The sequence below is a fragment of the Pseudomonas sp. MYb327 genome, from assembly GCF_040438925.1.
Lineage (GTDB): Bacteria > Pseudomonadota > Gammaproteobacteria > Pseudomonadales > Pseudomonadaceae > Aquipseudomonas.
Genome location: NZ_CP159258.1, coordinates 1,936,510 through 1,957,918 on the forward strand (window position 1 = coordinate 1,936,510; position 21,409 = coordinate 1,957,918).

23 protein-coding genes are annotated in these 21,409 nt (G+C 58.4%); 4 read left to right on the forward strand and 19 right to left on the reverse strand.

The genetic code is table 11. The features are described from left to right. Positions 1-4: 4 nt before the first annotated feature. From ugpC to ABVN21_RS08710, 4 genes are all read right to left on the reverse strand, one after another. Positions 5-1,108, reverse strand: a complete 1,104-nt coding sequence (gene ugpC / locus ABVN21_RS08695; protein WP_339555699.1) for a sn-glycerol-3-phosphate ABC transporter ATP-binding protein UgpC — start codon at positions 1,106-1,108, stop codon at positions 5-7. A 141-nt stretch (positions 1,109-1,249) separates the two neighbouring features. Further along, the gene (locus tag ABVN21_RS08700; protein ID WP_339555698.1) at positions 1,250-2,080 is read right to left on the reverse strand and encodes a carbohydrate ABC transporter permease; all 831 of its coding nucleotides are present in this window, start codon (positions 2,078-2,080) and stop codon (positions 1,250-1,252) included. Between the two features lie 10 nt (positions 2,081-2,090). Further along, positions 2,091-2,990 (reverse strand): sugar ABC transporter permease, encoded by a 900-nt coding sequence (locus ABVN21_RS08705; protein WP_339555765.1) that lies wholly within the window; start codon positions 2,988-2,990, stop codon positions 2,091-2,093. Positions 2,991-3,162: 172 nt separating this feature from the next. After that, positions 3,163-4,473, reverse strand: coding sequence for a sugar ABC transporter substrate-binding protein (locus ABVN21_RS08710; protein ID WP_339555697.1), 1,311 nt, complete (start codon positions 4,471-4,473; stop codon positions 3,163-3,165). Positions 4,474-4,987: 514 nt separating this feature from the next. On the opposite strand from ABVN21_RS08710, the gene ABVN21_RS08715 reads away from it, so the two are divergent. Continuing rightward, positions 4,988-5,536, forward strand: coding sequence for a cupin domain-containing protein (locus ABVN21_RS08715; RefSeq protein WP_339555696.1), 549 nt, complete (start codon positions 4,988-4,990; stop codon positions 5,534-5,536). An 88-nt stretch (positions 5,537-5,624) separates the two neighbouring features. Here ABVN21_RS08715 and ABVN21_RS08720 read toward each other — a convergent pair whose 3' ends face one another. Beyond that, positions 5,625-6,050, reverse strand: coding sequence for a hypothetical protein (locus ABVN21_RS08720; RefSeq protein ID WP_339555695.1), 426 nt, complete (start codon positions 6,048-6,050; stop codon positions 5,625-5,627). Between the two features lie 140 nt (positions 6,051-6,190). Continuing rightward, positions 6,191-6,409, reverse strand: coding sequence for a PLD nuclease N-terminal domain-containing protein (locus tag ABVN21_RS08725; RefSeq protein ID WP_339555694.1), 219 nt, complete (start codon positions 6,407-6,409; stop codon positions 6,191-6,193). A gap of 268 nt (positions 6,410-6,677) precedes the next feature. Between ABVN21_RS08725 and ABVN21_RS08730 the strand changes: the two genes are divergently transcribed. Next, entirely contained in the window at positions 6,678-7,346 is a 669-nt protein-coding gene (locus ABVN21_RS08730) for an ATPase (protein ID WP_339555693.1), read from the forward strand. A gap of 5 nt (positions 7,347-7,351) precedes the next feature. On the opposite strand, the gene ABVN21_RS08735 is transcribed toward ABVN21_RS08730, so the two are convergent. The 9 genes from ABVN21_RS08735 to ABVN21_RS08775 all read right to left on the reverse strand — a co-directional run bounded on the left by ABVN21_RS08735 (position 7,352) and on the right by ABVN21_RS08775 (position 16,410). Beyond that, positions 7,352-8,233: a serine hydrolase domain-containing protein gene (locus tag ABVN21_RS08735; protein ID WP_339555692.1), complete on the reverse strand. Its 882-nt coding sequence runs from the start codon at positions 8,231-8,233 to the stop codon at positions 7,352-7,354. Positions 8,234-8,671: 438 nt separating this feature from the next. Then, the gene (locus ABVN21_RS08740) at positions 8,672-9,958 is read right to left on the reverse strand and encodes an FAD-binding oxidoreductase (protein WP_339555691.1); all 1,287 of its coding nucleotides are present in this window, start codon (positions 9,956-9,958) and stop codon (positions 8,672-8,674) included. Between the two features lie 148 nt (positions 9,959-10,106). After that, complete coding sequence (locus tag ABVN21_RS08745; protein ID WP_339555690.1) at positions 10,107-11,471, reverse strand: glutamine synthetase family protein; 1,365 nt, start codon at positions 11,469-11,471, stop codon at positions 10,107-10,109. Positions 11,472-11,860: 389 nt separating this feature from the next. Then, positions 11,861-13,219, reverse strand: coding sequence for a chromate efflux transporter (chrA, locus tag ABVN21_RS08750; RefSeq protein WP_339555689.1), 1,359 nt, complete (start codon positions 13,217-13,219; stop codon positions 11,861-11,863). Between the two features lie 73 nt (positions 13,220-13,292). Further along, the gene (moaE, locus tag ABVN21_RS08755; protein ID WP_339555688.1) at positions 13,293-13,748 is read right to left on the reverse strand and encodes a molybdopterin synthase catalytic subunit MoaE; all 456 of its coding nucleotides are present in this window, start codon (positions 13,746-13,748) and stop codon (positions 13,293-13,295) included. Between the two features lie 3 nt (positions 13,749-13,751). Beyond that, positions 13,752-14,003 (reverse strand): molybdopterin converting factor subunit 1, encoded by a 252-nt coding sequence (gene moaD, locus ABVN21_RS08760; protein ID WP_339555687.1) that lies wholly within the window; start codon positions 14,001-14,003, stop codon positions 13,752-13,754. After that, positions 14,000-14,440, reverse strand: coding sequence for a cyclic pyranopterin monophosphate synthase MoaC (gene moaC, locus ABVN21_RS08765; protein ID WP_353637244.1), 441 nt, complete (start codon positions 14,438-14,440; stop codon positions 14,000-14,002). The genes moaD and moaC overlap by 4 nt, the downstream gene beginning before the upstream one ends. A gap of 109 nt (positions 14,441-14,549) precedes the next feature. After that, positions 14,550-15,377 (reverse strand): formate dehydrogenase accessory sulfurtransferase FdhD, encoded by an 828-nt coding sequence (gene fdhD, locus ABVN21_RS08770; protein ID WP_339555685.1) that lies wholly within the window; start codon positions 15,375-15,377, stop codon positions 14,550-14,552. Between the two features lie 142 nt (positions 15,378-15,519). Then, entirely contained in the window at positions 15,520-16,410 is an 891-nt protein-coding gene (locus tag ABVN21_RS08775) for a LysR family transcriptional regulator (RefSeq protein WP_339555684.1), read from the reverse strand. A gap of 285 nt (positions 16,411-16,695) precedes the next feature. Here ABVN21_RS08775 and moaB point away from each other — a divergent pair, with 285 nt between their 5' ends. Both moaB and glp read left to right on the forward strand, forming a co-directional pair. Next, on the forward strand, positions 16,696-17,235 hold the full coding sequence (gene moaB / locus ABVN21_RS08780) for a molybdenum cofactor biosynthesis protein B (RefSeq protein WP_339555683.1): 540 nt from the start codon (positions 16,696-16,698) through the stop codon (positions 17,233-17,235). Next, a complete protein-coding gene (glp, locus tag ABVN21_RS08785) occupies positions 17,232-18,437 on the forward strand; it encodes a gephyrin-like molybdotransferase Glp (RefSeq protein ID WP_339555682.1) in 1,206 nt (401 codons plus the stop codon). Before moaB ends, glp begins: the two co-directional genes overlap by 4 nt. Before the next feature lie 197 nt (positions 18,438-18,634). On the opposite strand, the gene ABVN21_RS08790 is transcribed toward glp, so the two are convergent. The 4 genes from ABVN21_RS08790 to ABVN21_RS08805 are packed head-to-tail and all read right to left on the reverse strand — an operon-like array spanning position 18,635 to position 21,224. After that, entirely contained in the window at positions 18,635-18,925 is a 291-nt protein-coding gene (locus ABVN21_RS08790; protein WP_339555510.1) for an integrase core domain-containing protein, read from the reverse strand. Continuing rightward, positions 18,909-20,285 carry an IS30 family transposase gene (locus tag ABVN21_RS08795; protein ID WP_353637232.1) on the reverse strand — a complete coding sequence of 459 codons (1,377 nt, stop codon included), beginning with the start codon at positions 20,283-20,285 and terminating at the stop codon, positions 18,909-18,911. The genes ABVN21_RS08790 and ABVN21_RS08795 overlap by 17 nt, the downstream gene beginning before the upstream one ends. Continuing rightward, on the reverse strand, positions 20,227-20,922 hold the full coding sequence (locus ABVN21_RS08800) for an IS3 family transposase (protein WP_353637234.1): 696 nt from the start codon (positions 20,920-20,922) through the stop codon (positions 20,227-20,229). Before ABVN21_RS08800 ends, ABVN21_RS08795 begins: the two co-directional genes overlap by 59 nt. Continuing rightward, on the reverse strand, positions 20,919-21,224 hold the full coding sequence (locus ABVN21_RS08805; RefSeq protein ID WP_008047186.1) for an IS3 family transposase: 306 nt from the start codon (positions 21,222-21,224) through the stop codon (positions 20,919-20,921). The genes ABVN21_RS08800 and ABVN21_RS08805 overlap by 4 nt, the downstream gene beginning before the upstream one ends. Positions 21,225-21,409: the final 185 nt, after the last annotated feature.

Genomic DNA, 21,409 nt, shown 5'->3' on the forward strand with positions numbered 1-21,409 from the left:
TGAATCAGGCAGCGACGCGCAACGGGCGGGTCAGCGCCACGCCGTCAGCATCGAATAAATGGCAGTGATTGGCGTCCAGGTGCAGGCTTAGCGTTTCGCCGTAGCGGCTGGCCAGATCGCCACGAACGCGCAGGGTCAAGGCTTCGCCGGAAGCGGTCAGCACATGGCAGAAAGTGTCGCTGCCCAGGCGTTCGCTGACATCGGCCGTGACTTGCAAGGTGCAGTCGCCCGGTTTCGCCAGCTCGAGGTGTTCCGGGCGAATACCCAAAGTGACCGCGCCGCCAACGCTGAGGTTGGCGCCGCTCAGCGGCAGGCTGATGCGGGTGCCGGCGTCCAGTTGCACCTCGCAGCCTTGCCCGTCGACCCGGCTGACTTTGCCCTTGAGGAAGCCCATTTTCGGCGTGCCGAGAAAACCGGCGACAAACAGGTTGGCGGGCTGGTGGTACAGATCCAGCGGCGAGCCGACTTGCTCGATTTTGCCGCCATTGAGCACCACGACTTTATCGGCCATGGTCATGGCTTCGACCTGGTCGTGGGTCACGTAGATCATCGTGGCTTGCAACTCTTTGTGCAGGCGCAACAGCTCAAGTCGCATCTGCACCCGCAGGGCGGCGTCGAGGTTGGACAGTGGTTCGTCGAACAGGAAGATTTTCGGGTTGCGCACGATTGCCCGGCCAATAGCAACGCGCTGACGCTGCCCGCCGGACAGTTGCTTCGGCTTGCGTTCGAGCATCGGTCCAAGCTCTAGAATACGCGCCGCTTCGCCGACTTTTTTCTCGACTTCAGCTTTCGGTACACCGGCCAGGTCGAGGGCAAACGACATGTTTTTGCGCACGCTCATGTGCGGGTACAAGGCGTAAGTCTGGAACACCATCGCCAGGTCGCGCTTGGCCGGGCTGACTTCGGTGATGTCACGGCCATCGAGTTCGATGCTGCCGCCGCTGACTTCTTCCAGCCCGGCAATCAAGCGCAACAGCGTGGATTTGCCGCAACCCGACGGACCGACGAAGACCACGAATTCCTTGTCGTTCACTTCCAGGTCGATGCCCTTGATGATGGAAAAACCTTCGAAGCCTTTTTGCAGATTCTTGATTTTCAGGTTGGCCATGGTGATGGGCCTCCGTATGTTGTTATTCGATTGAGCCGGTCGGGCTGTTGTAGGAGCCGGCTTGCTGGCGATGAAAGCCTCAAGTGCGATGTCAGTCTCAAAGGCCCCATCGCCGGCAAGCCGGCTCCTACAGGAGGTCGTCTATTTCACGGCGCCAAACGACAGGCCGCGGACCAGTTGTTTCTGGCTGAACCAGCCGAAGATCAGGATCGGCGCGCACGCCAGGGTCGATACGGCCGACAACTTGGCCCAGAACAACCCTTCGGGGCTTGAGTAGGAGGCGATCAACGCGGTCAGCGGCGCGGCTTTGGACGAGGTCAGGTTCAGCGACCAGAACGCTTCGTTCCAGCACAGGATCAGCGACAGCAGCACCGTGGACGCCAGGCCGCCCTTGGCGATCGGCAGCAGTACCCAGACCATTTCCTGCCACAGGGTGGCGCCGTCCAGCCGTGCGGCTTCGAGGATGTCCTTGGGGATGTCCTTGAAGTAGGTGTAAATCATCCAGACCACGATCGGCAGGTTGATCAGCGTGTAGATCACGATCAGCGAGATACGCGTGTCGAGCAGACCGAAACTCTTGGCCAGCAAGTAGATCGGCATCAGTACGCCCACTGGCGGCAGCATCTTGGTGGAGAGCATCCACAGCAATGTGCCCTTGGTGCGCTGGGTTTCGTAAAACGCCATCGAGTAGGCCGCTGGCACCGCGATCAGCAGGCACAGGGCCGTGGCGCTGAAGGAAATCACCACCGAGTTCCAGGCGAAACTGAAGTAATCGCTGCGCTCGTTGATGTGCAGGTAATTCTCCAGGGTCGGAGTAAAAATGAACTGCGGCGGTGTGGCGAAGGCGTCGATTTCGGTCTTGAAACTGGTCAGCACCATCCAGAAGATCGGGAAGAAAATCACGATCGCGACGGCCCAGGCCAGGGTGCCCAGCAGCAGGCTTTGCAGACGACGGGATTGTTGAAGGGTCATGGCGCGGGCCTCAGGCTTTGTCTGTCAGGTTTTTGCCGATCATCCGCACCAGCACGATGGCCGCGATGTTGGCAATTACCACCGCAATCAGCCCGCCCGCGGACGCCATGCCGACGTCGAACTGCACCAGTGCCTGGTTGTAGATCAGGTAGGCGAGGTTGGTCGAGGCGTAGCCGGGACCGCCATTGGTGGTGGTGAAGATTTCGGCGAATACCGAGAGCAGGAAGATGGTTTCGATCATCACCACCACCGCAATCGGCCGCGCCAGGTGCGGCAGGGTCAGGTGCCAGAAGATTGCGACGGGGCCAGCGCCGTCGAGGCGTGCGGCTTCTTTTTGTTCCTGGTCGAGGGACTGCATGGCCGTCATCAGGATCAGGATCGCGAAAGGCAGCCATTGCCACGAGACAATGATGATGATCGACAGCAACGGGTAGTGCGCCAGCCAGTCCACCGGTTGCGCGCCGAACAGTTTCCAGACGTAGGCGAGAATCCCCGACACCGGATGGAAAATCAGGTTCTTCCAGATCAGCGCACCGACGGTAGGCATGATGAAAAACGGCGAGATCAGCATTACCCGCACGATGCCCCGCCCGAGAAAATCGCTGGCTTCGAGCAAGGCGCTGATCAACACCCCGAACACCACGCTGATCAGCAGCACGCTACCGACCAGCAACAAGGTGTTCGTGGCGCCGGGCATGAACCCGGAGTCCGTCAGGAAGTAGGTGAAGTTCTCCAAACCGACGAACTCGTTTTCGCCGGGATTGAGCAGGTTGTAGCGAATCGTCGAGAAGTAAACGGTCATGCCCAGCGGCACGATCATCCACAGCAGCAACAATGCCACCGAAGGGCTGACCAGAAACCAGCCGGGATTGCTCAACCGGCTCTTGCGCAGCGGTTGAGGGATTTCCATGTGAGCTTTGGCAGTTGAAGTACTCATGGTGATCAGAACCCAATAGAAGCAAGCGCCGGCTTGGCGCAAGACCTGTAGGAGCTGGCTTGCCAGCGATGGAGACGACACAAATCCACAGACGCACCGCGTCATCGTTCATCGCCGGCAAGTCGGCTCCTACAGAGATTTGAGGTTACTTTGGATAACCGGCGCGCTTCATTTCTCGTTCAGTGGTTTGCTGGGCGGCTGCCAGGGCCTGGTCAACCGTGGTCTGACCGATCAGCGCCGCCGAGAACGATTTGCCAACCTGGGTGCCGATGCCCTGGAATTCTGGAATGGTCACCAACTGAATGCCGATGTAAGGCACGGGTTTCAGTGTCGGCTGGCTCGGGTCCGCCGTCTTGAGCGATTCGAGCGTGACCTTGGCAAAGGGCGCGGCGCTCAAGTAGGCGTCGCTGTAAGTGGAGGCCCGGGTACCTGGCGGCACGTTGGCGATGCCGTCTTTTTCTGCAACCAGCGCCCCGTATTCCCGGGAAGTCGCCCAGGCGCTGAAGGTTTTTGCCGCGTCCTTGGCCTTGGAACTCGTTGGAATCGCCAGTGCCCAGGAATACAGCCAGGCCGAACCTTTGTCGGTGACCTCGTGGGGTGCATAGGTAAAGCCGACGTTGTCGCTGACCTTGCTCTGGGTCTTGTCGGTGACGAACGAGCCGGCGACGCTGGCATCGACCCAGATCGCGCATTTGCCGCTGTTGAACAGCGCCAGGTTTTCGTTGAAACCGTTGCTCGACGCACCCGGAGGACCGGATTTTTTCATGGTGTCGACGTAGAAATTCAGCGCGTTTTTCCACTCGGCCCCGTTGAATTCAGGCTGCCACTTCTCGTCGAACCACCGTGCACCAAAGGCGTTGGCGACGGTGGTGATCAGCGCCATGTTTTCGCCCCAGCCGGCCTTGCCGCGCAGGCAGATACCGTACTGTTCTTTGTCCTTGTTGGTGAGTTTGCCGGCGAAATCGGCGATCTGCGTCCAGGTCGGGCGCTCTGGCATGGTCAGGCCGGCGTCCTTGAACAGGTCGGTGCGGTAATAAGTGATCGAGCTTTCCGCGTAGAACGGCAGGGCGTACAGCGAACCTTTCACCGACAAGCCTTCGCGCACCGACGGGAACACGTCGTCGAGGGCGTAACTGGCCGTCAGGTCCTTCATCGGCTCCAGCCAACCTTTCGCGCCCCACAGTGCCGCTTCGTACATGCCGATGGTCAACACGTCGAACTGCCCGCCCTGAGTGGCGATGTCGGTGGTCAGGCGCTGACGCAGGACGTTTTCTTCGAGTACCACCCAGTTGAGCTTGATGTCCGGATGCTCGGCCTCGAAGGTTTTCGAGAGCTTTTGCATGCGAATCATGTCGCTGTTGTTGACGGTGGCGATGGTCAGGGTCTGGGCGCCAAGGCTGACGCTGCTGAGGGTCATGCAGGTGAGGGCAAGCAGAGCTTTTACAGTCGGTTGCATCGTGCACTCCTTTTCTGCACCCGGAGGGTTACAGAAGGACAGTTATTGTTTTTGTGTCTTCCGAAGGCAGGAAGAATGTGCACTGATTACAGCCTTCAATCGGGGGCGAGACAAATCATCCCTCGCACTTGAATTGATACTTTTTTGCACTGCTGTTTTGAGTGCTGGGCGCAGGGAAGGGCCTTTCAGCTCAAGCTCTGTATCGAAACCGTACAGGTTTTAGGCGGGCAGGGTTCCGTGCAAGAACCTCCCTCAGTAGGTCCAGTACTACGGCAAATGACTGTTTTTGCCACCTTTTGTCGAACCTGCTGAGCAACACCGGCAAACGTGATTTAATAGCCGCCTCTCACGTTTCCGGGACCGGAAAACGGCGCAATCGGCGCCTGCTCTCCACTCCCTTACCCTTGTAAGAGCAAGCGTGCTCGCGATAGCGTTGGCCCATTCAACTTAATGTTGAATTGCAGATTGAAATCGCGAGCAATCTCGCTCTCACAGATTGGCACATAAGGCTGTCATGGACACGGGCTCACGACTCAAACTAGTACGCGAAAGCTACAAACTCTCCCAGCGCGAGCTGGCCCGGCGTAGCGGCGTCACCAATGCCACCATCTCCCTGATTGAACAGAATCGCGTCAGTCCTTCAGTCAGTTCACTGAAAAAGCTGCTCGAGGGCATTCCCATGTCCCTCGCGGACTTCTTCACCTTCGACCAACCGCCGCGCGAGCACCAATACGTCTTTCGCGCCAACGAACAGCCCGATCTCGGCCGTCACGGCCTGCGCCTGCTGCTGATCGGGGCGTCCGTACCGAGTCGACAAATGCGTTTGCTACGTGAGCAGTACGCACCCGGCGCGAGTTCCGGGGAAGAGCCGATTGTGCACTCAGAAGGTGAAGAATGCGGGTTGGTGACGCGGGGCACGGTTGAGTTGACCGTAGATGGGCAGATCAGTGTGTTGAGCGCCGGGGATGGTTACTACTTTCCGACGACGTTGCCGCACCGTTTTCGCAACATTGGCCAGGACGAGGCGGAAATCATCAGCGCCAATACGCCCGCGAACTTCTGACAGCCGCGGGATGTTTTGGCCACGTATTCGCCTGTAGGAGCCGGCTCGCTGGAGATGGCGCCTCATGGCTGGCACGATCTCCTGGTGGTTATTTTGCCTTCCAGTGTCCGCCACCCGACTCGCAATCAATTCTCGCCTGTTCAATATGCTCCGCACCGTAGTAATACGTGGTGACCTGAGCATTGTCGGGAATGTTCGGCGACTGGCTGTTCTTGTCCTTGCTGGTGGAATGAGGGTTGGCCAGGGATTCTTGGGTCAGCGTGGCGATGCAGGTCGCTTGATAATGATCGGCGCACTGTTCGACTTTCTTCTTGGTGCTGGTCAGCATGTCTTTGCTTTCGTTGCTGCATGACCAGTCAATGGAATTGACCGGCATGCCTTCGTATTCATAGCAGCTGTGGGATTCGACAACAGGGATGGAAGGGCTTTGGGATCGGGTCAGGACGTCGCAGCCTTCGGCGAAGGCCAGGGTAGGGCAGAGGCAGGCGATCAAAAGCAGCAGTCGACTGTTCATCGGGGGTTTCCTCTCCAAAGGCGCCTAGACTCGGCGCTGATAGAGTTTCGAGGGCCCAATGAAGCACGCGGTTCCATCCACTTAAGATCTGTGGCGAGGGAGCAAGCTCCCTCGCCACAGTTTTTAAGTGGACACTGGCCTTATTGTCGGGCCTGTGCTGGATCCGGGTTGTGCGTAATGTGCTTCGGACCTGTCAGGGCCCACAGAATCAGGCCAATCAGCGGTACAAACACGATCACCACCATCCACACCCCTTTGGTGCTCGCTTTCCCTTCGCTTTTGCGCAACCGGTTAATGGCCCACAATTCGATAAGCAGAAGAACGGCTGCCAGTACGACCCACGTTGTCTCGATCTGCATGTAGTCACCTCCTGATAGTCTTTCCGTTAGGTGGACTGTCATGCGCAGGGTTCATTTAATTTGCGGCGAAGCGTCGTTCTTACCGACAACGCCCACATGAATAGTGGCGCCCAGTGGCGAGGGAGAATCCTGACAATTTGCGGACCTGGACGCCCATAGCCAAATATCGGTTTGGTCGATAACCATCATTAAAGAATGCAAGTTCTGTTTTTCTGTCATAGGAGGAGGATAGGGTCATTACAATCTCGCCATTGAAGGAACCTGCGCGATGAAACTTTCAGCCCTGTTGGCGTTTGTCGCCGTATTCACCGGTAGCGTTGCCGCTACCGCACCGGCCTTTGCAGCCGATCTGTCCTGCCATTTCCCACCCATCACCGACAGCGCCGCCATTCTGCAGCAGGCGAAATCGGTGGGCGTGCTCTACAGCGAAAACACCGTTAATACTCAGGAATACCTTGAGAACTACCACGCCGTTGCGGTGAACGGAGCGAAAAACCCTGAGATGAATTCGCAAATCAGCCAGGCGTTCGTCGACAGCTCTGATCCACAGCGCGCAATCAATTGGTTGATGGGGTCGTTGCAGAAGCAATTCACCTCGGTCACCGTCTATGACAACCTCGACGCCGCAGTGCAGGCGCACCCGGATGTGGTGGTGATGCTCGACACCTACAGCCGCCTGGTGTCTAAACGCAACAACCAGGTTGAGGCACGGTTTGTCGCCAGGTTCTACGATTCGAACCTGCAATACATCGGCCAGGCAGAAGGTTCACGTGCTGAGCAGATGCCTTCGGTGTGGGTGCATGGCAAGTCCGCGCCGCAGATTGCTGCGCAGATCAACCAGCAAACCGAGTTGCAAGTGAACGCGTTGAAACAGTTTGATGCGTCGTTGAAAACACTGGTGACCGCGGGCAAAGAGGATCACGTCGCGTCGAATTGATGGTGTCACCCGTCCACGTATTCGTATAAAAAGCGCACCGCTTGAGCTTCTACAGCGCCTTCATCGTTACCCTCGCAGAACACGGCGCAAGTCTTGGCGTCGTTTCCATGATCAGCGTGATAAACCGCCACGACACTGCCCGGCCCGGCGCCGGTGTGGCCGCTCAAGATCCGTTGATTTTCCACACCACCGCACATAAGGCCGAGGCCATAACCTGGAGACGTCCACGGCCGGCCGGATATTGGCCCACCGAGTTTCCGGATCGTTTGCATGTCCTGCAGCAGGGTTTGTGGCAGCAAGTCGCCGCCCAATAGGCGGTTCAGGCAAAGGGCTGCCTCGGCGAGAGGGCCGACCAACAAACCGTGATAGACCCAGGCCGGATCGTAGGCGGATGCGCAGCCCATGTTCACGCGTGCCAGATCGGCGCGCGTTTTTGCCAGGCGAACACGGGACACTCCGAGGGGAGCAAACACCTGTTGTTTCAATGCGTCTTCCAGTGGAAGGCCCGTAATGCGTTCGATCAGCCTTGCAACAAACAGGTATCCAACGTTGGAATATCGCCAACCTTCGCCCGGCGTGTAGCGCAATCGGGAAGCATCGAGTCGTTGCAGCATTTCATCCGCCGGCCACGGCGCTTCATTGCAGGCAACAGCAGCGTGGTATTCAGCAAGTTCGGAATAGTCCGCCAGCCCGGCTTCGTGCCGTAGCAATTGACGCAGGGTGAACGGGCCTTCAGGCACCGTATCGTCCAGATTGATCAACCGGTCCCGCACCAGTGACAAGGCTGCCGCTGCGAGCACGGTTTTGGTGAAGCTCCACCAGGGCACCGTTGTATCCGGCTGTTCAGGCGTGAGAAGGGTGCCTTTCGATACAAGGGCAAAAAGCATGGGTCGACTCTGGATGGAAAGGAAGTGCGTTGTTGCGAATCAGGTGTGCACCAACGCGATGGTGAATGAAACCACGATCATGCAGACAAAGGCGAAATTTAGATTCATGACGTTTCCTTCCGATACAGGGGTGATGGCGCTCATCTTGAACAGGTCAGTCGCAAATAAAAAATTCGGCTTCGTGATTTGAAAGATCGAAACAAATGATACCTGGCTGGGGTGTTTGTGTTTGCGCTGACGTTTGGTTGTTTACCGGGGAGTACGCGATTCATCCGGAAGTCGGTGTCAGCATGTGGCGACCGGCAGTGTCGAATTGACCATCGCTTCGCCAGCAAGCCGGCTCCTACAGTTTTATGCCATGCCCTTCCAGCATGTATCCCGCATTTTTGTAGGAGCTGGCTTGCCAGCGATAGCGGTGTAACTGTCGACCAGAAGGCCTCAGCGCAATCGCTCCAGCATCTGGTAGTACCACATGCCAGCCGCCAGCATCGGGTTGCCGAGCAGGTCGCCCATGGGCACACGAATGTGCTGGCACGCGGCGAAGGTGTCGAAGTGCTCCAGTTGCCCGGTGATCGCGCGACCCATGATTTCGCCCATGATGTGTGTGGTGGCGATGCCGTGGCCGGAATAGCCCTGGCAATACCAGACGTTGTCCGAGAGCTTGCCCAGTTGCGGAATGCGGTTGATCACGATGCCCATCGCGCAGCTCCACTGGAAATCGATGGCCACGCCTTTCAGCGCCGGGAACGTCTGCTCGATGCACGGGCGCAGTTCACCAGCAATGTCGCGTGAATCCTTGCCGCTGTAATTGGCGCCACCGCCGAACAGCAGGCGACCGTCGGCAGTCAGGCGGTAGTAGTCGAGCACGAAGCGGCAGTCGTAGACGGCCAGGTCTTGCGGGTTGATCTGTTTGGCCAAATCCCCCAGCGGCGCGGTGGTGACGATGCCGCCCATGGCCGGGAAGATCTTGCCCTTGAGCTTGCCCGGTTCCAGTTTGTGGTAGACGTCGCCAGCCAGCAGCACCTGGTTGGCGTCGATACGTCCGTGGGCGGTGCGCACGCCCGGTTTGTCGCCGTGAATGATCTCCAGCACTTCGCTGTTTTCGAAGATCAGCGCACCGAGGCTTTCGGCCGCCCGGGCTTCGCCGATGCACAGGTTGAGCGGATGCAGGTGCATGTTGCGGGTGTTCTTGATCGCACCGTGATACAGATCGCTTTGCAGCAGGTCGCGCACTTGGCTGCGGTCGAGCAGGCTGACTTCGTCGCCCATGCCACGGCGCACGGCTTCGTCGTAATCCTTGCGCAAACCGTCCATGTGGCTCGGCTTGTATGCGGCGTGCAGGTGGCCGTGCTTTAGGTCGCAGGCGATGGCGTATTTTTCCACCCGCTGCTTAATGATCTGATGCCCACGCCAGCGCAGGTGCCAGATGAAATCATCGACCTCCTCGCCGATGGTGCGGCGCATCTGCTTACGCATGGCTTCGTCGCCGGACAGGCTGCCGGTGACCTGCCCGCCGTTGCGCCCAGTGGCGCCCCAGCCGATTTTATGGCTTTCGACGATGGCGACTTTCAGGCCTTTTTCAGCCAGTTCCACTGCCGTGGCGACGCCGGTGAAACCGCCGCCGATGATCACCACGTCGACGCGGTGATTGCCTCGCAGGGTCGGGTAATTGGTTTCGTGATTGAGGGTGGCGGTGTAGTAGGAATTGCAGCGTTGGGTAGTCATGTCAGTGTCCAGGCAGAGAGGGTGGTAGAGCTAGCACGACCCTTGGGGGAGCGAGCCGGCTCGCGATGAGGTCAGCACATTCGGCACTTGGGGTGACGGATGCACCGCTATCGCGAGCAGGCTCGCTCCCACAGAGGGACGGAGCGGTTCAGGCCTCAGTCAAATACCAACGCCAGTCCTGCTCACCTACTTCCGCCATGAATTGCCGATACTCGGCACGCTTCACCGCCAGATACACCCCAAGAAATTCCTGCCCCAATGCATCCCGCGCCCATGCCGAATTTTCCAGTGCCGTCAGCGACGTCAGCCAGTCAGTCGGCAGCAGTTCGGTCGCCTGCGCGTAGCCGTTGCCTTCCACCGGTTCACCTGGATCGAGGTTTTCACGGATGCCGCGATGAATGCCCGCCAGAATCGCGGCCGCCGCCAGATACGGGTTGGCGTCGGCACCGCAGATACGGTGTTCGATATGCCGACTGTTGGCCGGACCACCGGGTACACGCAAACTCACCGTGCGGTTATCGACGCCCCAGGTCGGGGCCAGCGGCGCATAGCTGTTGGCCTGGAAACGCCGGTAGGAGTTGGCATTGGGGCAAAACATCAACAACGAATCCAGCAGCGAGGCGAGCATGCCGCCGATGGCCGTGCGCAGCAGCGGCGTGCCAGCCGGGTTCTCGGAGGCGAACAAGTTGCGCCCTTCGGCATCGGCGATGCTGACGTGCATGTGCATCCCGGTGCCCGCCAAATGGTCGAAGGGTTTGGCCATGAACGTCGCCTGCATGCCGTGCTTGTGGGCGACGGCTTTCACCAGTCGCTTGTAACGTACGGCCTGATCCATCGCCATCAAGGCATCGCCGTGTTCAAGGGTGATTTCCACTTGCCCGGGGGCGTATTCGGAAATCGCCGTGCGCGCCGGAATGCCGTGGAGTTTGCACGCCGCATAGAGGTCGGCGAGGAACGGCTCAATTTGCTCCAGCTCACGCAGGCCATAGACCTGAGTGTGTCGCGGTCGACCGCCGTCGGCGTCCAGTGCGGGTTGCGGGCGACCGTTGTGATCGCGTTTGGCGTCCAGCAAATAGAACTCCAGCTCGCACGCCATCACCGGGTGGTAACCCTCGGCTTTCAAGCCATCGATGACCTTGATCAGCAGATGACGCGGGTCGGCAATGCTGGCGGGCATGCCTTCTTGCGGGTGCATGCTGACTTGCACCGCCGCCGTCGGAATCTGCCGCCAGGGCAAGCGCACCAGGCTGCCTTCGAGCGGGTAGGCGCGACAGTCGATGTCGCCCACGTCCCAGACCAGCCCGGAGTTCTCGACGTCTTCACCCTGCAAGGTCAGGCCGAGAATGGTGCTGGGCAGCGGTCGACCGCTTTCATACACCGCCAGCAGCTCCTCGCGGTGCAGCAACTTGCCGCGCGGTACGCCGTTGGCATCGAGAATGAACAACTCGATCATGTCGATATCGGGGTTGTTCGCCAAAAAATTTTGGGCGTCTTCAAGGGCTGCGAATTTCATTGTTCGTCACTCACGTTGGCGTCCCGCGGACGCACGGATTCAGGCCACGACACGACGGCGGATAAAAATCCGGAGCGTGCTGGCAGCGATAGCGAAAAAAGGCAGGGCTCTATGCGTCGTGGACGCAATCAGGCGAGCAGGGTGCTATCCGGCGGGCGTGCGGAGTGACGCAGTTTTGAGCGGCGCAAGGCCATGGGCAGGTTGACGATGCGTTTCATGAGGCAATGCCTTGCGCGACCACCGGGGAGGTGGTCAGGGTCGAGACGTGTTGCTCTGACGGGGCAGTGCTCATGAATGTTTCCAATAGCGGAAAACGTCGGTGGCGGATGACAAGCCATCCGCGGGTGACTGGATACTAGGGGTGAAAATGAAAGCTGTAAATGTCTGTTTCAGCGCAAGAGGTGAACGCCCATCCCGATCACCCCACAACTGACCAGCACTTCAATGACGCCGCGCTTGAAGCGAAACAAGGCCATCGCCGCTGCCAGCGCGATCAGCAGCGAAGGCCAATCCAAGTGTCCGGCGAAGCCTTTGGGCCACAACACGTGGTAGCCGAAAAAGCACGCCAGATTAAGAATCACGCCGACCACCGCCGCCGTAATGGCCGTCAACGGCGCGGTGAATTTGAGTTCATTGTGCGTCGATTCCACCAGCGGCCCGCCAGCGAGGATGAACAGGAACGAAGGCAGGAAGGTGAACCAGGTCACCAGCATGGCCGCTACGACGCCGGCGCCGAAGACTTGATCAGGGCCGAATACTTGATGAACGTAGCCGCCGATAAAACCGACGAAGGCCACGACCATGATCAGTGGCCCGGGTGTGGTTTCGCCGAGCGCCAGGCCATCGATCATCTGAGTCGGCGTGAGCCAGCCATAGTGACCCACCGCGCCCTGATACACATAAGGCAGCACTGCGTAGGCGCCGCCGAACGTCAGCAACGCCGCTTTGGTAAAGAACCAGCCCATCTGCGTCAGTGTACCTTCCCAGCCGAACAGGCTGGTGAGGGCGGCCATCGGCAGCGTCCACAACACTGCGCCAATGAGCGCAAGACGCAGCAATTTTCCGCCACTGAAGCGGGCGTGATCGGGTGTCGGTGTGTCGTCATCGATAAGGGCCGGGCCGAAGGATTTCTGCGCGGCACTGTGGCCACCGGTCCTGAATTTTTCGGGCGCCAGGCGCCCGCCGAAGTAACCGATGATGGCCGCCCCTAACACGATCAAGGGAAACGGTACGTTGAGTGCAAAGATGGCCACGAATGATGCGGCGGCGATGCCCCACATCCAGGCGTTTTTCAATGCGCGGGAGCCGATACGGTGCGCCGCCTGCAACACAATGGCCGTCACCGCAGGCTTGATCCCGTAAAACAGCCCGGCCACCACGGGCACTTCACCGAAGGCGATGTAAACCCAGGACAAGGCAATCAGGATGAACAACGACGGCAGCACGAACAGCGCGCCGGCGATCACGCCGCCCCAGGTCCGGTGCATCAGCCAGCCAATGTAGGTCGCCAGTTGCTGTGCCTCGGGGCCGGGCAGCAACATGCAATAGTTGAGCGCATGCAGAAAACGCCGCTCGGAAATCCAGCGTCGGCGCTCGACCAACTCCTGATGCATGATCGAAATTTGCCCCGCCGGCCCGCCGAAACTGATGAAGCCGAGCTTGAGCCAGAAGCGGAACGCTTCTCGAAGGCTGATTGCCGCTGGTTTGGCGGGTTCTGGCAGGCTGTCCGGAGAAGGCGTGAGGCTCAAGCAGAGGTTCCTTGCGAAGACGCTTCGAGCCAGTGACTTTAGCCATGATGCCGTGCTTTGGGTAGTCGGATTATTAGTCCGTCACCCAGCGATCAGCCGCAGAGCGGTCGCTGTGCCGGGCATCGACCCAACGTACGCCAGAGGCCACATCTTCACGTTTCCAGAACGGTGCATCGGTTTTCAGATAATCCATGATGAACGCGCAGGCCTCGAATGCCGCCTGACGGTGCTGGCTGCTCACACCGACAAACACAATAGGATCAGTGACCGACAACTGGCCGATCCGGTGCACGATCTGCACAGCCTTGAGCGGCCATCGGCTCTTGGCGTTGTCGATGATCTTTTGCAGCGAGCGTTCGGTCATGCCGGGGTAGTGTTCGAGAAACAGGCTGGCAACTTCCTCGCCCTGGTTGATATCACGCACATAGCCGACGAAGTTGACCACGGCGCCGACGCCGGGTTCTTTCGCGTGGAGGTGCTCGATCAACTGGCCGCTGTCGAAGGCCTTGTACTGGACGCTGACAGTCATGCTTCAGCCCCCGGTGACGGGTGGAAAAAAAGCAATCTCGTCAAAGTCCTCAATCGTCCGATGCGGATGGCACAGTTCCTGGTTCAGCGCGCACATCAGATTGTTTTCGCCCAGTACGCTGTTCCACATTTCGCCGCGGGCCATGAGCAATTGACGGACGTCCTCGATGGTCTTGAGGCTGGCGGTCAGGGCCAGTTTTTCCCCACCGAGGTTGAGCTGCTCGCGATAACGGGCGAAGTAATTGATCAGAATCATTGTGCGTCCTCGAATTTGAAGTGCCCCGAGCGGCCACCTTGTTTACTGAGCAGGCGGACATCGTCGATGACCATGCCGCGATCCACCGCTTTGCACATGTCATAGAGGGTCAGCGCGGCGACGCTGACGGCGGTCAGCGCTTCCAGTTCCACACCGGTCTGGCCCTCGACGCGGCAGGTGCCGACGATTTTTACGCTGTCCGGTGCGCAAGCCTTGAGTTCGACGTGGATCGAGCTGAGCAACAAGGTGTGGCACAGCGGGATCAGTTCTTGGGTTTTCTTGGCAGCCATGATTCCGGCGATGCGCGCGACGGCGAACACATCGCCTTTAGGGTGGCCATCGCTCTGGATCAACTTCAGGGTTTCCGGGCGCATCCGCACCCAGGCCTGAGCTTGAGCCTCGCGCTGGGTCGATCGCTTGTCGCTGACATCGACCATGTTGGCGTGGCCGTGGCTGTCGAGATGGGTCAAGCCATTGGGCGGGGAATCGGAAGGGTCTGTCACGGGTAACTCCTGCGCTGATGAGCGCGGTGGTCGAGTGGAGGCATCATGCCGGGCTGTAGATGCGTGGCGCATTGCGATGGGGTACGTGGATCAGGTTGAGACGATGTTTGATCGCCCACTGCACGGTCAGCGCCGTGGGTGCCGAAAGACTGACCAGCGTACCGAGCCGGGCCCTGACCGCCTTGTGAATCAGTTCCAGACTGCAACGACTGGTGACAACCGTAAAACCGCACCGGCTATCAATGCCGGCGTGCTGCAGGGCACCGATCAATTTATCCAGTGCGTTATGGCGGCCGATGTCTTCACGGCAAATAAGCGCAGAGCCGTGGGCATCGAAATACAGTGCAGCGTGCAGGGCGCCGCTGCTGCGGGCCATTTGCTGGGCCTGTTCGATACGCTCGCGAATACCGATGAAATGGTCGGCCGGGGGCAGCGGCACCGGGTCGAGAATTTGCAGTTGCGGCAACGCCTGTTCCAGCGCCTCTACACCACAGAGGCCGCAGCCACTGGTGCCGGCCATTTGCCGTCGATGATCCTTCAGCGCCCAGAATGCACGGCTGGAGATCTGCACATCAGCCTGTACGGCCTGATCAAAATGGGTGAGGCGGATGTCGTAGATTTCGCTCTGGTCCTGCACGATGTTGTTGCTCACGCTGAAGCCACGGATGAAATCTTCGAGGTTGCCGGGCGACACCATCATCACCGCCTGACTCAAACCGTTGTAGGTAATCGCCAGGGCAATCTCAGAAGCCAGCGCTGCTTGAGAGACTGCCGCGCCGCTGTCGTATTCACGGAAGTTCACACTTTGTGGTGTCGGCGCGGGTGCATTGGTGTCGCTTCGATCAATAGGTTTTTTAACTTGGCACGGCATGAAAAGAACCTCGAAGCGCTGAAGTGAGTTCAGGCTACGGGTAACTTTTCAGAGCGTCCAATCGCTTGTTCCGATGCGCTGATTGGTGAGATCTATCGTTGCGGCCGAAGTGTGTTTAGTTGGTTTTTTATAACCGATTGAATTAGTTCTTTGCTGGAAATAACTGTCGCGCTTCAGCGAAACACTTCTCGGCAATCGCCGAGCGTGGTTCGGTTTTGCGCATGACCAAACCCAGCGGCGCGAGCACGCTGGCATCGGGCAAATTGATGAACGACAGGTGCTCAATCGGCTCTTCCAGACCGCTATCGAGCGGCATGATCGCGCAGCAAAAACCTTCGTGGATCGCCTGCAGCAACTGATAAGTCGAGTCGCTTTCCATGATCGGCTGCGGGTCGAGCCCGCGGCTGCGGAAGCTCAGGTCGATGGATTTGCGGTAATGCATGCCGTTGCTGAGCATGCCCAGCGGCAACTCGGCGGCGTCCTCCCAGCTCATTTCGGTTCCTTCGAAGTGGAAGTGACGCGTGTCATACAGTAGGCCGACGCGGGTTTCGCCGATCTCGAAAAACTCGAAATAACTCGGGTTGACGTGGTCGAGGTAACACACGCCCAGGTCGAGTTGGTTGTTGCCCAGTCCTTCGATGATCTGGTCGGAACTGAGCGACGACAGGCTGAACTTCAGCTCGGGAAAGCTGCGCGAAAGCCCCTGAATGTAGCTGACCGGGTTGAAACTGCTGAGCGGCACCAGGCCCAGACGCAAGTTACCAACCAGTTGACCACGGCACGCGGCCGCTTCGGCGAACAAGCCGTCGTGGGCGGCCAGCAAGGTTCTGGCCCACGCCAATACACGTTCGCCGGCCTGGGTAAAACCTTCGAAACGCTGGCCGCGGGTGACCAGCACCAGATCCAGTTCATCCTCAAGGTTGCGCAGGCGCATGGACAGGGTCGGCTGGGTGATGTGGCAGCGCGCGGCGGCCTGGCCGAAGTGGCGGGTCTGCTCCAGGGCAATCAGGAACTTGAGTTGTTTGATGTCCATGACGGCACCTGCTGACGGAGGGAATGTAGGGTAATTATTGAGTGTAGGAGCTGCCGAAGGCTGCTCCTACAGGGGTTTGCGTTGGTTTAATTTCGAGGGACGATCTCACTGTTGTTTCTGTGCGTCCAATCAACTGTTTTTAAAGGTCTATCGATCAGCTCTATCACGCATGCGAATTGTTTGATAGATACGCTCGATAGTGTGGTTGGTTAGAGTGATTAGACAGTACTTGTTGCAGCGTTTTAGTCTCCGGAAGTTAGTTAATTATATCTGCCGGAGAATTCCATGAGCGCTAAACCGGATGCATTGTTTATCCCCTTGAATATTGCCGTGCTAACGGTCAGCGATACCCGTGAATATGCCAATGACACTTCCGGGCAACTGTTGGTCAGCCGCTTGCTGGAGGCTGGGCACACCCTGAGCGAGCGCAACTTGCTCAAGGACGATCTGTACAAAATCCGTGCGCAGGTGGCGACCTGGATTGCCGCTGAAAACATTCAAGTGGTGCTGATCACCGGCGGCACCGGGTTCACCGGCCGTGACAGCACACCCGAAGCGGTGGCCTGTTTGCTGGACAAGCAGATCGATGGTTTCGGCGAACTGTTCCGCGCAATTTCCATTCTTGATATCGGCACTTCCACCGTGCAAAGCCGCGCCCTGGCCGGGTTGGCCAATGGCACGCTGGTCTGCTGCCTGCCGGGCTCCACGGGTGCCTGCCGCACGGCGTGGGAAGGCATTCTCGCTGAGCAACTGGACGCCCGTCATCGGCCGTGCAATTTCGTCCCGCACCTCAAGCCTGTGCAAGCATGCGGGACTCGGGGATGAGTGTTTCTGCGCTGATGCCAGTGGGGGAGGCCATTGGTCGTCTGCTCGAGATGGCCGAGGCGCAACGATTGAAAGAAAGCCAAGCGGTGTCGTTGAGTGCGGCACGGCAACGGGTGTTGGCCAATGACCTGCTGGCCATCCTTGATCTACCGCCCTGGCCTAACAGCGCCATGGACGGTTATGCGCTGAATCTCGACGGCTGGGACAGTCAGCCCCTGCCGGTGTCGCAACACGTGTTTGCCGGTCAGGCCCCAGAAACTTTGGTCCCGGGAACCTGCGCGCGAATCTTCACCGGGGCCCCCGTACCAGCGGGGGCGAACTGCGTAGAGATGCAGGAAAACACGGAGGTTCTGGTTGACGGCCGGGTGAGGTTTAAGCAGCCGCTGAGCGAAGGCTGCAACATCCGCCCTCGAGGTCAGGAGAACCGCGCCGGGGACGTGTTGTTGCAGGCCGGCAAGCGTCTCGGACCGTTCGAACTGGCGGTCGCGGCGGCGCAGGGCTGCACCCATGTGCAGGTGGTGCGACGGCCACGGGTGGCGTTGCTGTCCACCGGGGATGAACTGGTCGAGCCGGGCACGCCACTCAAGCCTGGCAGTATCTACAACAGCAATCGCACCTTGTTAAGTCATTGGCTAAGCGCGTTGGGTTGCGACGTCATCGACATCGGCATTCTTCCCGACGAACCTCGGCAGACGCGGCTCAAACTGGAACAATTGCAGCAGTCGGCCGACCTGATTCTCTCCACGGGCGGAGTGTCCGCCGGGGATGCCGATTGCCTCGGCCAGGTGCTGCGCGAATGCGGTAAACCCCTGCTCTGGAAACTCGCGATCAAACCCGGCAAGCCGTTCACCGTGGGCCATTTTGGCAACGTGCCGGTGATGGGTTTGCCAGGTAATCCGGCTTCTGCCTTGGTGACGTTTGGCCTGTTGGCGCGGGCGTATCTGTTGCGGATTCAGGGCGTCGAAGACGTTGAGCCGTTGAGCTTTGCGATCACGGTGGGTTTCGCCTGGCCAAAACCGGGAAGTCGCCGGGAATACCTGCGGGCCAAACTCGAGGCGGGTCGTGCGGTGCTTTATCCAAACCAGAGTTCAGGCGTGTTGTTGAGCGCATCTTGGGCGGATGGATTGGTGGAGGTTTTGGAGGGGCGCACATTGCAAGTGGGCGATACGGCACGGTTTATCCCGTTCAACGAACTCTTCTGAATACCCAAACCCTGTAGGAGCCGGCTTGCCAGCGATGGCGTCAGCACATTCAACATCGCGGTTGCCTGGTAGACCGCTATCGCGAGCAAGCTTGCTCCTACGGCATTTCGAGTCATTCACAATTCCCGCCTCCACCCTAAATCCCTGTAGGAGCTGGCTTGAACTGGTCAAGTAATCCCGGACACCGGTTACGGTGTTTATGCCGCTTTTTGCTCCATGGCTATTGGCGACAGGTAGTTGTTGTAGCTATGGAGCCTGGTGCGGTTGTAGTACAGAAAAAAACGCACCATATCGGTTTTCGCCTCCTCGATCAGGCTGTAGCCATTGCGAGGGACCCACTCTGACTTCAGCGTGCCGAAAAACCGCTCCGTTGGAGCATTGTCCCAGCACTGCCCGCGATGGCTCATGCTTTGCAAAATGCCATGGCGCAGCAGTTCCTCTTGAAACTTGCGACTGGTGTACTGGGCGGATTCAACCGGTCGTCGCAACACTGGATTGTTGTACAGACTTTAGATACTCATTCAGTGCTTCGGCAGGTGTTTTCCAGCCGAGTGTTTTTCGAGGTCTAGTGTTAAGTACGTGAGCTACCGCCTGTATTTCTTGAGCACTCCAACGAGAGAGGTCAGTGCCTTTCGGGAAGTATTGCCGTAGAAGGCCGTTCGTATTTTCGTTTGTGCCGCGCTGCCATGGACTATGTGGATCAGCAAAGAAAACCTTTACTCCGGACTCGATGGTAAATCGAGCGTGATCCGACAGCTCCTTTCCACGATCCCAGGTCAAAGATCGCCACAGCTCGATGGGAAGATCAGTCACCGTCTTCTTCAATGCATTGGCCATACTAACAGCCCCATAGCCAGCCAGCGCCGGGCCGTTCTTCGTGCGGGGAATTAGCCCATAACCTTTCTCGCGGGGCAGATGGACGAGCATGGTAAATCGAGTTGAGCGCTCGACCAGAGTTCCAATCGCAGAACGGTTCAGACCGATGATCAGGTCGCCCTCCCAATGCCCGGGTACAGCCCGATCTTCTACCTCAGCAGGGCGACTGGAGATCATGACGTCCTCGCTGACGTGTGCCCACACTTTGGCCTGCGCTCTGGCTCTCGGCACGCGCAATGCTCGTCCTGAGCGCAGGCAGCTCACCAGTTCGCGCTTGAGAGCTCCTCGACCCTGAATGTAGAGCGCCTGATATATGGTTTCATGAGAGATGCGCATGGATTCATCATCCGGAAAATCGATCTGGAGCCGGTTGGCAATCTGTTCGGGCGACCAGCCATTGACCCATTTACGGTCACTGCGATGCGGTTTATTTCGACCTTTGAAGGGCGCTTGCCGAGGCCCAGAGATCTCACGACCATCGGCGTCTTGAACCTTGCCCTCAAGGCGGTCGCGTACGTACTGGTGCAGTCGAGGGTTAGTGACCAGCTTTGCTGGTTTCGGCCTCTTGGCCACCAGTTCTGCCTTCCATTGCGCTACTGACGCTCGATATTCAAGCCGACCGCAACGGGTAGCAGCATTTCGTGTCAGCTCCCGTGAAATTGTCGATGGGCTTCGTCCAAGGCGACGGGCGATCTCACGAACGCCAACACTTTGCGCTCGAAGCAGCCCAATCTCTTCTCGCTCTGCAAACGATAAGTAACGTCCTGATATGTGATTCGACATGAATAATGGCATCCCGCCTCGATGACGGAACCAGCGTGTACCTACCGCTGTTGATACGCCAACGGCATGTGCTGCCTTTTCGCTTGTGATGCCTGTTGCAATCTGCACCCAAAATAGCCGCTCGATCTCATTACGAAGTGAGGGTGCACCTGGAGAACGCATCGCTCCCCGGCCCGTCAATTTTTGCATCCATCCTGCGGGTCGTCCCATAAACACCTCGATCAAGGTGTTGCGACGACCGGTTGAATCCGCCCTGACAGCCCTGATCCGAATGGAACATCAGGCCCGCAGGGCACGTTCGTACCTCTGTCGCCATGCGTAGCGCCTTGCTGACCAAGTTGGCGTCATTGACCAGCGAAAACGCCCAGCCAATCACTCGGCGAGCAAACAAGTCGATCACGACGGCCAGATGAACCCAGCGTTTGCCCACCATTAGGCTAGTAACGTCGCCGCACCAGACCTGATCGACAGCAGTCGGCTTGAAATTGCGCTTGAGCAAATTGGGCGCAACAAATGCTTCAACGCCTTTGGATCTGAATGGATGCGGCTGGCGTTGTTTACTGACAATGTTGGCCTCTTTCATCAGCGTTCTGGCCAGCTCCCTTCCGACCGCTATGTTTTGCGACTTCAGGCCCTTGCTGATCATTCTGGAGCCCATGGCTTCCCGGCTTTCGCTGTGCAGCTCAACCACTTTCGACTTGAGCTCTTCGCGACTGAGCCGCAGCTTGGTGCGCCGCTGAATCCACTCATAAAAGCTGCTGCGCTTCACATCGAAAACACGGCACACAATGGCAGTCGGGAATGACTCTCTTAGCTCTGCGATCATCGAAAACGATCGGGATCCGACATCAAGAGAGCGGTAGCCTTTTTTAGGATTTCGGCTTCCATCTCCATGCGCTTGATCTTGGCTTTTAGTTCCTGGATCTGGCGCTGATCCTCGGTAATCGCCTTGGTGCCTTTGACTGGCTGCCCTTCACGTTCCTTACGAACCTGATCGACCCAGCGCCGTAAAGCGGTAGGGCCGATGTCCAGCGATGCACAAACGTCTGGCACGGGGCAGTTATCATCAAGCACCATGCTGGCCGCATGCAGCTTGAACTCGCGGGTATAGACCTTTCTTTCGTTCATGGAACCTCCAAGTTGGCGAAATCATATCGCCCTTAAGAGGTGTCCGGAATTATTAGGCCAGTTCAGCTTGCCAGCGATGGCGTCAGCACATTCAACATCACCATTGCCTGGCAGACCGCTATCGCGAGCAAGCTTGCTCCTACGGCATTTCGAGTCATTCACAATTCCCGCCTCCACAACAATCC

Coding starts and splice junctions, on each gene's coding strand:
- moaB (WP_339555683.1), top strand. CDS start 16,696: ATGAGCGCTAAACCGGATGCATTGTTTATCCCCTTGAATATTGCCGTG.
- moaD (WP_339555687.1), bottom strand. CDS start 14,003: ATGATTCTGATCAATTACTTCGCCCGTTATCGCGAGCAGCTCAACCTC.
- ABVN21_RS08730 (WP_339555693.1), top strand. CDS start 6,678: ATGAAACTTTCAGCCCTGTTGGCGTTTGTCGCCGTATTCACCGGTAGC.
- ABVN21_RS08800 (WP_353637234.1), bottom strand. CDS start 20,922: ATGATCGCAGAGCTAAGAGAGTCATTCCCGACTGCCATTGTGTGCCGT.
- ABVN21_RS08705 (WP_339555765.1), bottom strand. CDS start 2,990: ATGGAAATCCCTCAACCGCTGCGCAAGAGCCGGTTGAGCAATCCCGGC.
- glp (WP_339555682.1), top strand. CDS start 17,232: ATGAGTGTTTCTGCGCTGATGCCAGTGGGGGAGGCCATTGGTCGTCTG.
- ABVN21_RS08715 (WP_339555696.1), top strand. CDS start 4,988: ATGGACACGGGCTCACGACTCAAACTAGTACGCGAAAGCTACAAACTC.
- ABVN21_RS08700 (WP_339555698.1), bottom strand. CDS start 2,080: ATGACCCTTCAACAATCCCGTCGTCTGCAAAGCCTGCTGCTGGGCACC.
- ABVN21_RS08775 (WP_339555684.1), bottom strand. CDS start 16,410: ATGGACATCAAACAACTCAAGTTCCTGATTGCCCTGGAGCAGACCCGC.
- ABVN21_RS08745 (WP_339555690.1), bottom strand. CDS start 11,471: ATGAAATTCGCAGCCCTTGAAGACGCCCAAAATTTTTTGGCGAACAAC.
- ABVN21_RS08725 (WP_339555694.1), bottom strand. CDS start 6,409: ATGCAGATCGAGACAACGTGGGTCGTACTGGCAGCCGTTCTTCTGCTT.
- ugpC (WP_339555699.1), bottom strand. CDS start 1,108: ATGGCCAACCTGAAAATCAAGAATCTGCAAAAAGGCTTCGAAGGTTTT.
- ABVN21_RS08735 (WP_339555692.1), bottom strand. CDS start 8,233: ATGCTTTTTGCCCTTGTATCGAAAGGCACCCTTCTCACGCCTGAACAG.
- ABVN21_RS08795 (WP_353637232.1), bottom strand. CDS start 20,285: ATGCAAAAATTGACGGGCCGGGGAGCGATGCGTTCTCCAGGTGCACCC.
- moaC (WP_353637244.1), bottom strand. CDS start 14,440: ATGGTCGATGTCAGCGACAAGCGATCGACCCAGCGCGAGGCTCAAGCT.
- ABVN21_RS08805 (WP_008047186.1), bottom strand. CDS start 21,224: ATGAACGAAAGAAAGGTCTATACCCGCGAGTTCAAGCTGCATGCGGCC.
- ABVN21_RS08710 (WP_339555697.1), bottom strand. CDS start 4,473: ATGCAACCGACTGTAAAAGCTCTGCTTGCCCTCACCTGCATGACCCTC.
- fdhD (WP_339555685.1), bottom strand. CDS start 15,377: ATGCCGTGCCAAGTTAAAAAACCTATTGATCGAAGCGACACCAATGCA.
- ABVN21_RS08720 (WP_339555695.1), bottom strand. CDS start 6,050: ATGAACAGTCGACTGCTGCTTTTGATCGCCTGCCTCTGCCCTACCCTG.
- ABVN21_RS08740 (WP_339555691.1), bottom strand. CDS start 9,958: ATGACTACCCAACGCTGCAATTCCTACTACACCGCCACCCTCAATCAC.
- moaE (WP_339555688.1), bottom strand. CDS start 13,748: ATGACTGTCAGCGTCCAGTACAAGGCCTTCGACAGCGGCCAGTTGATC.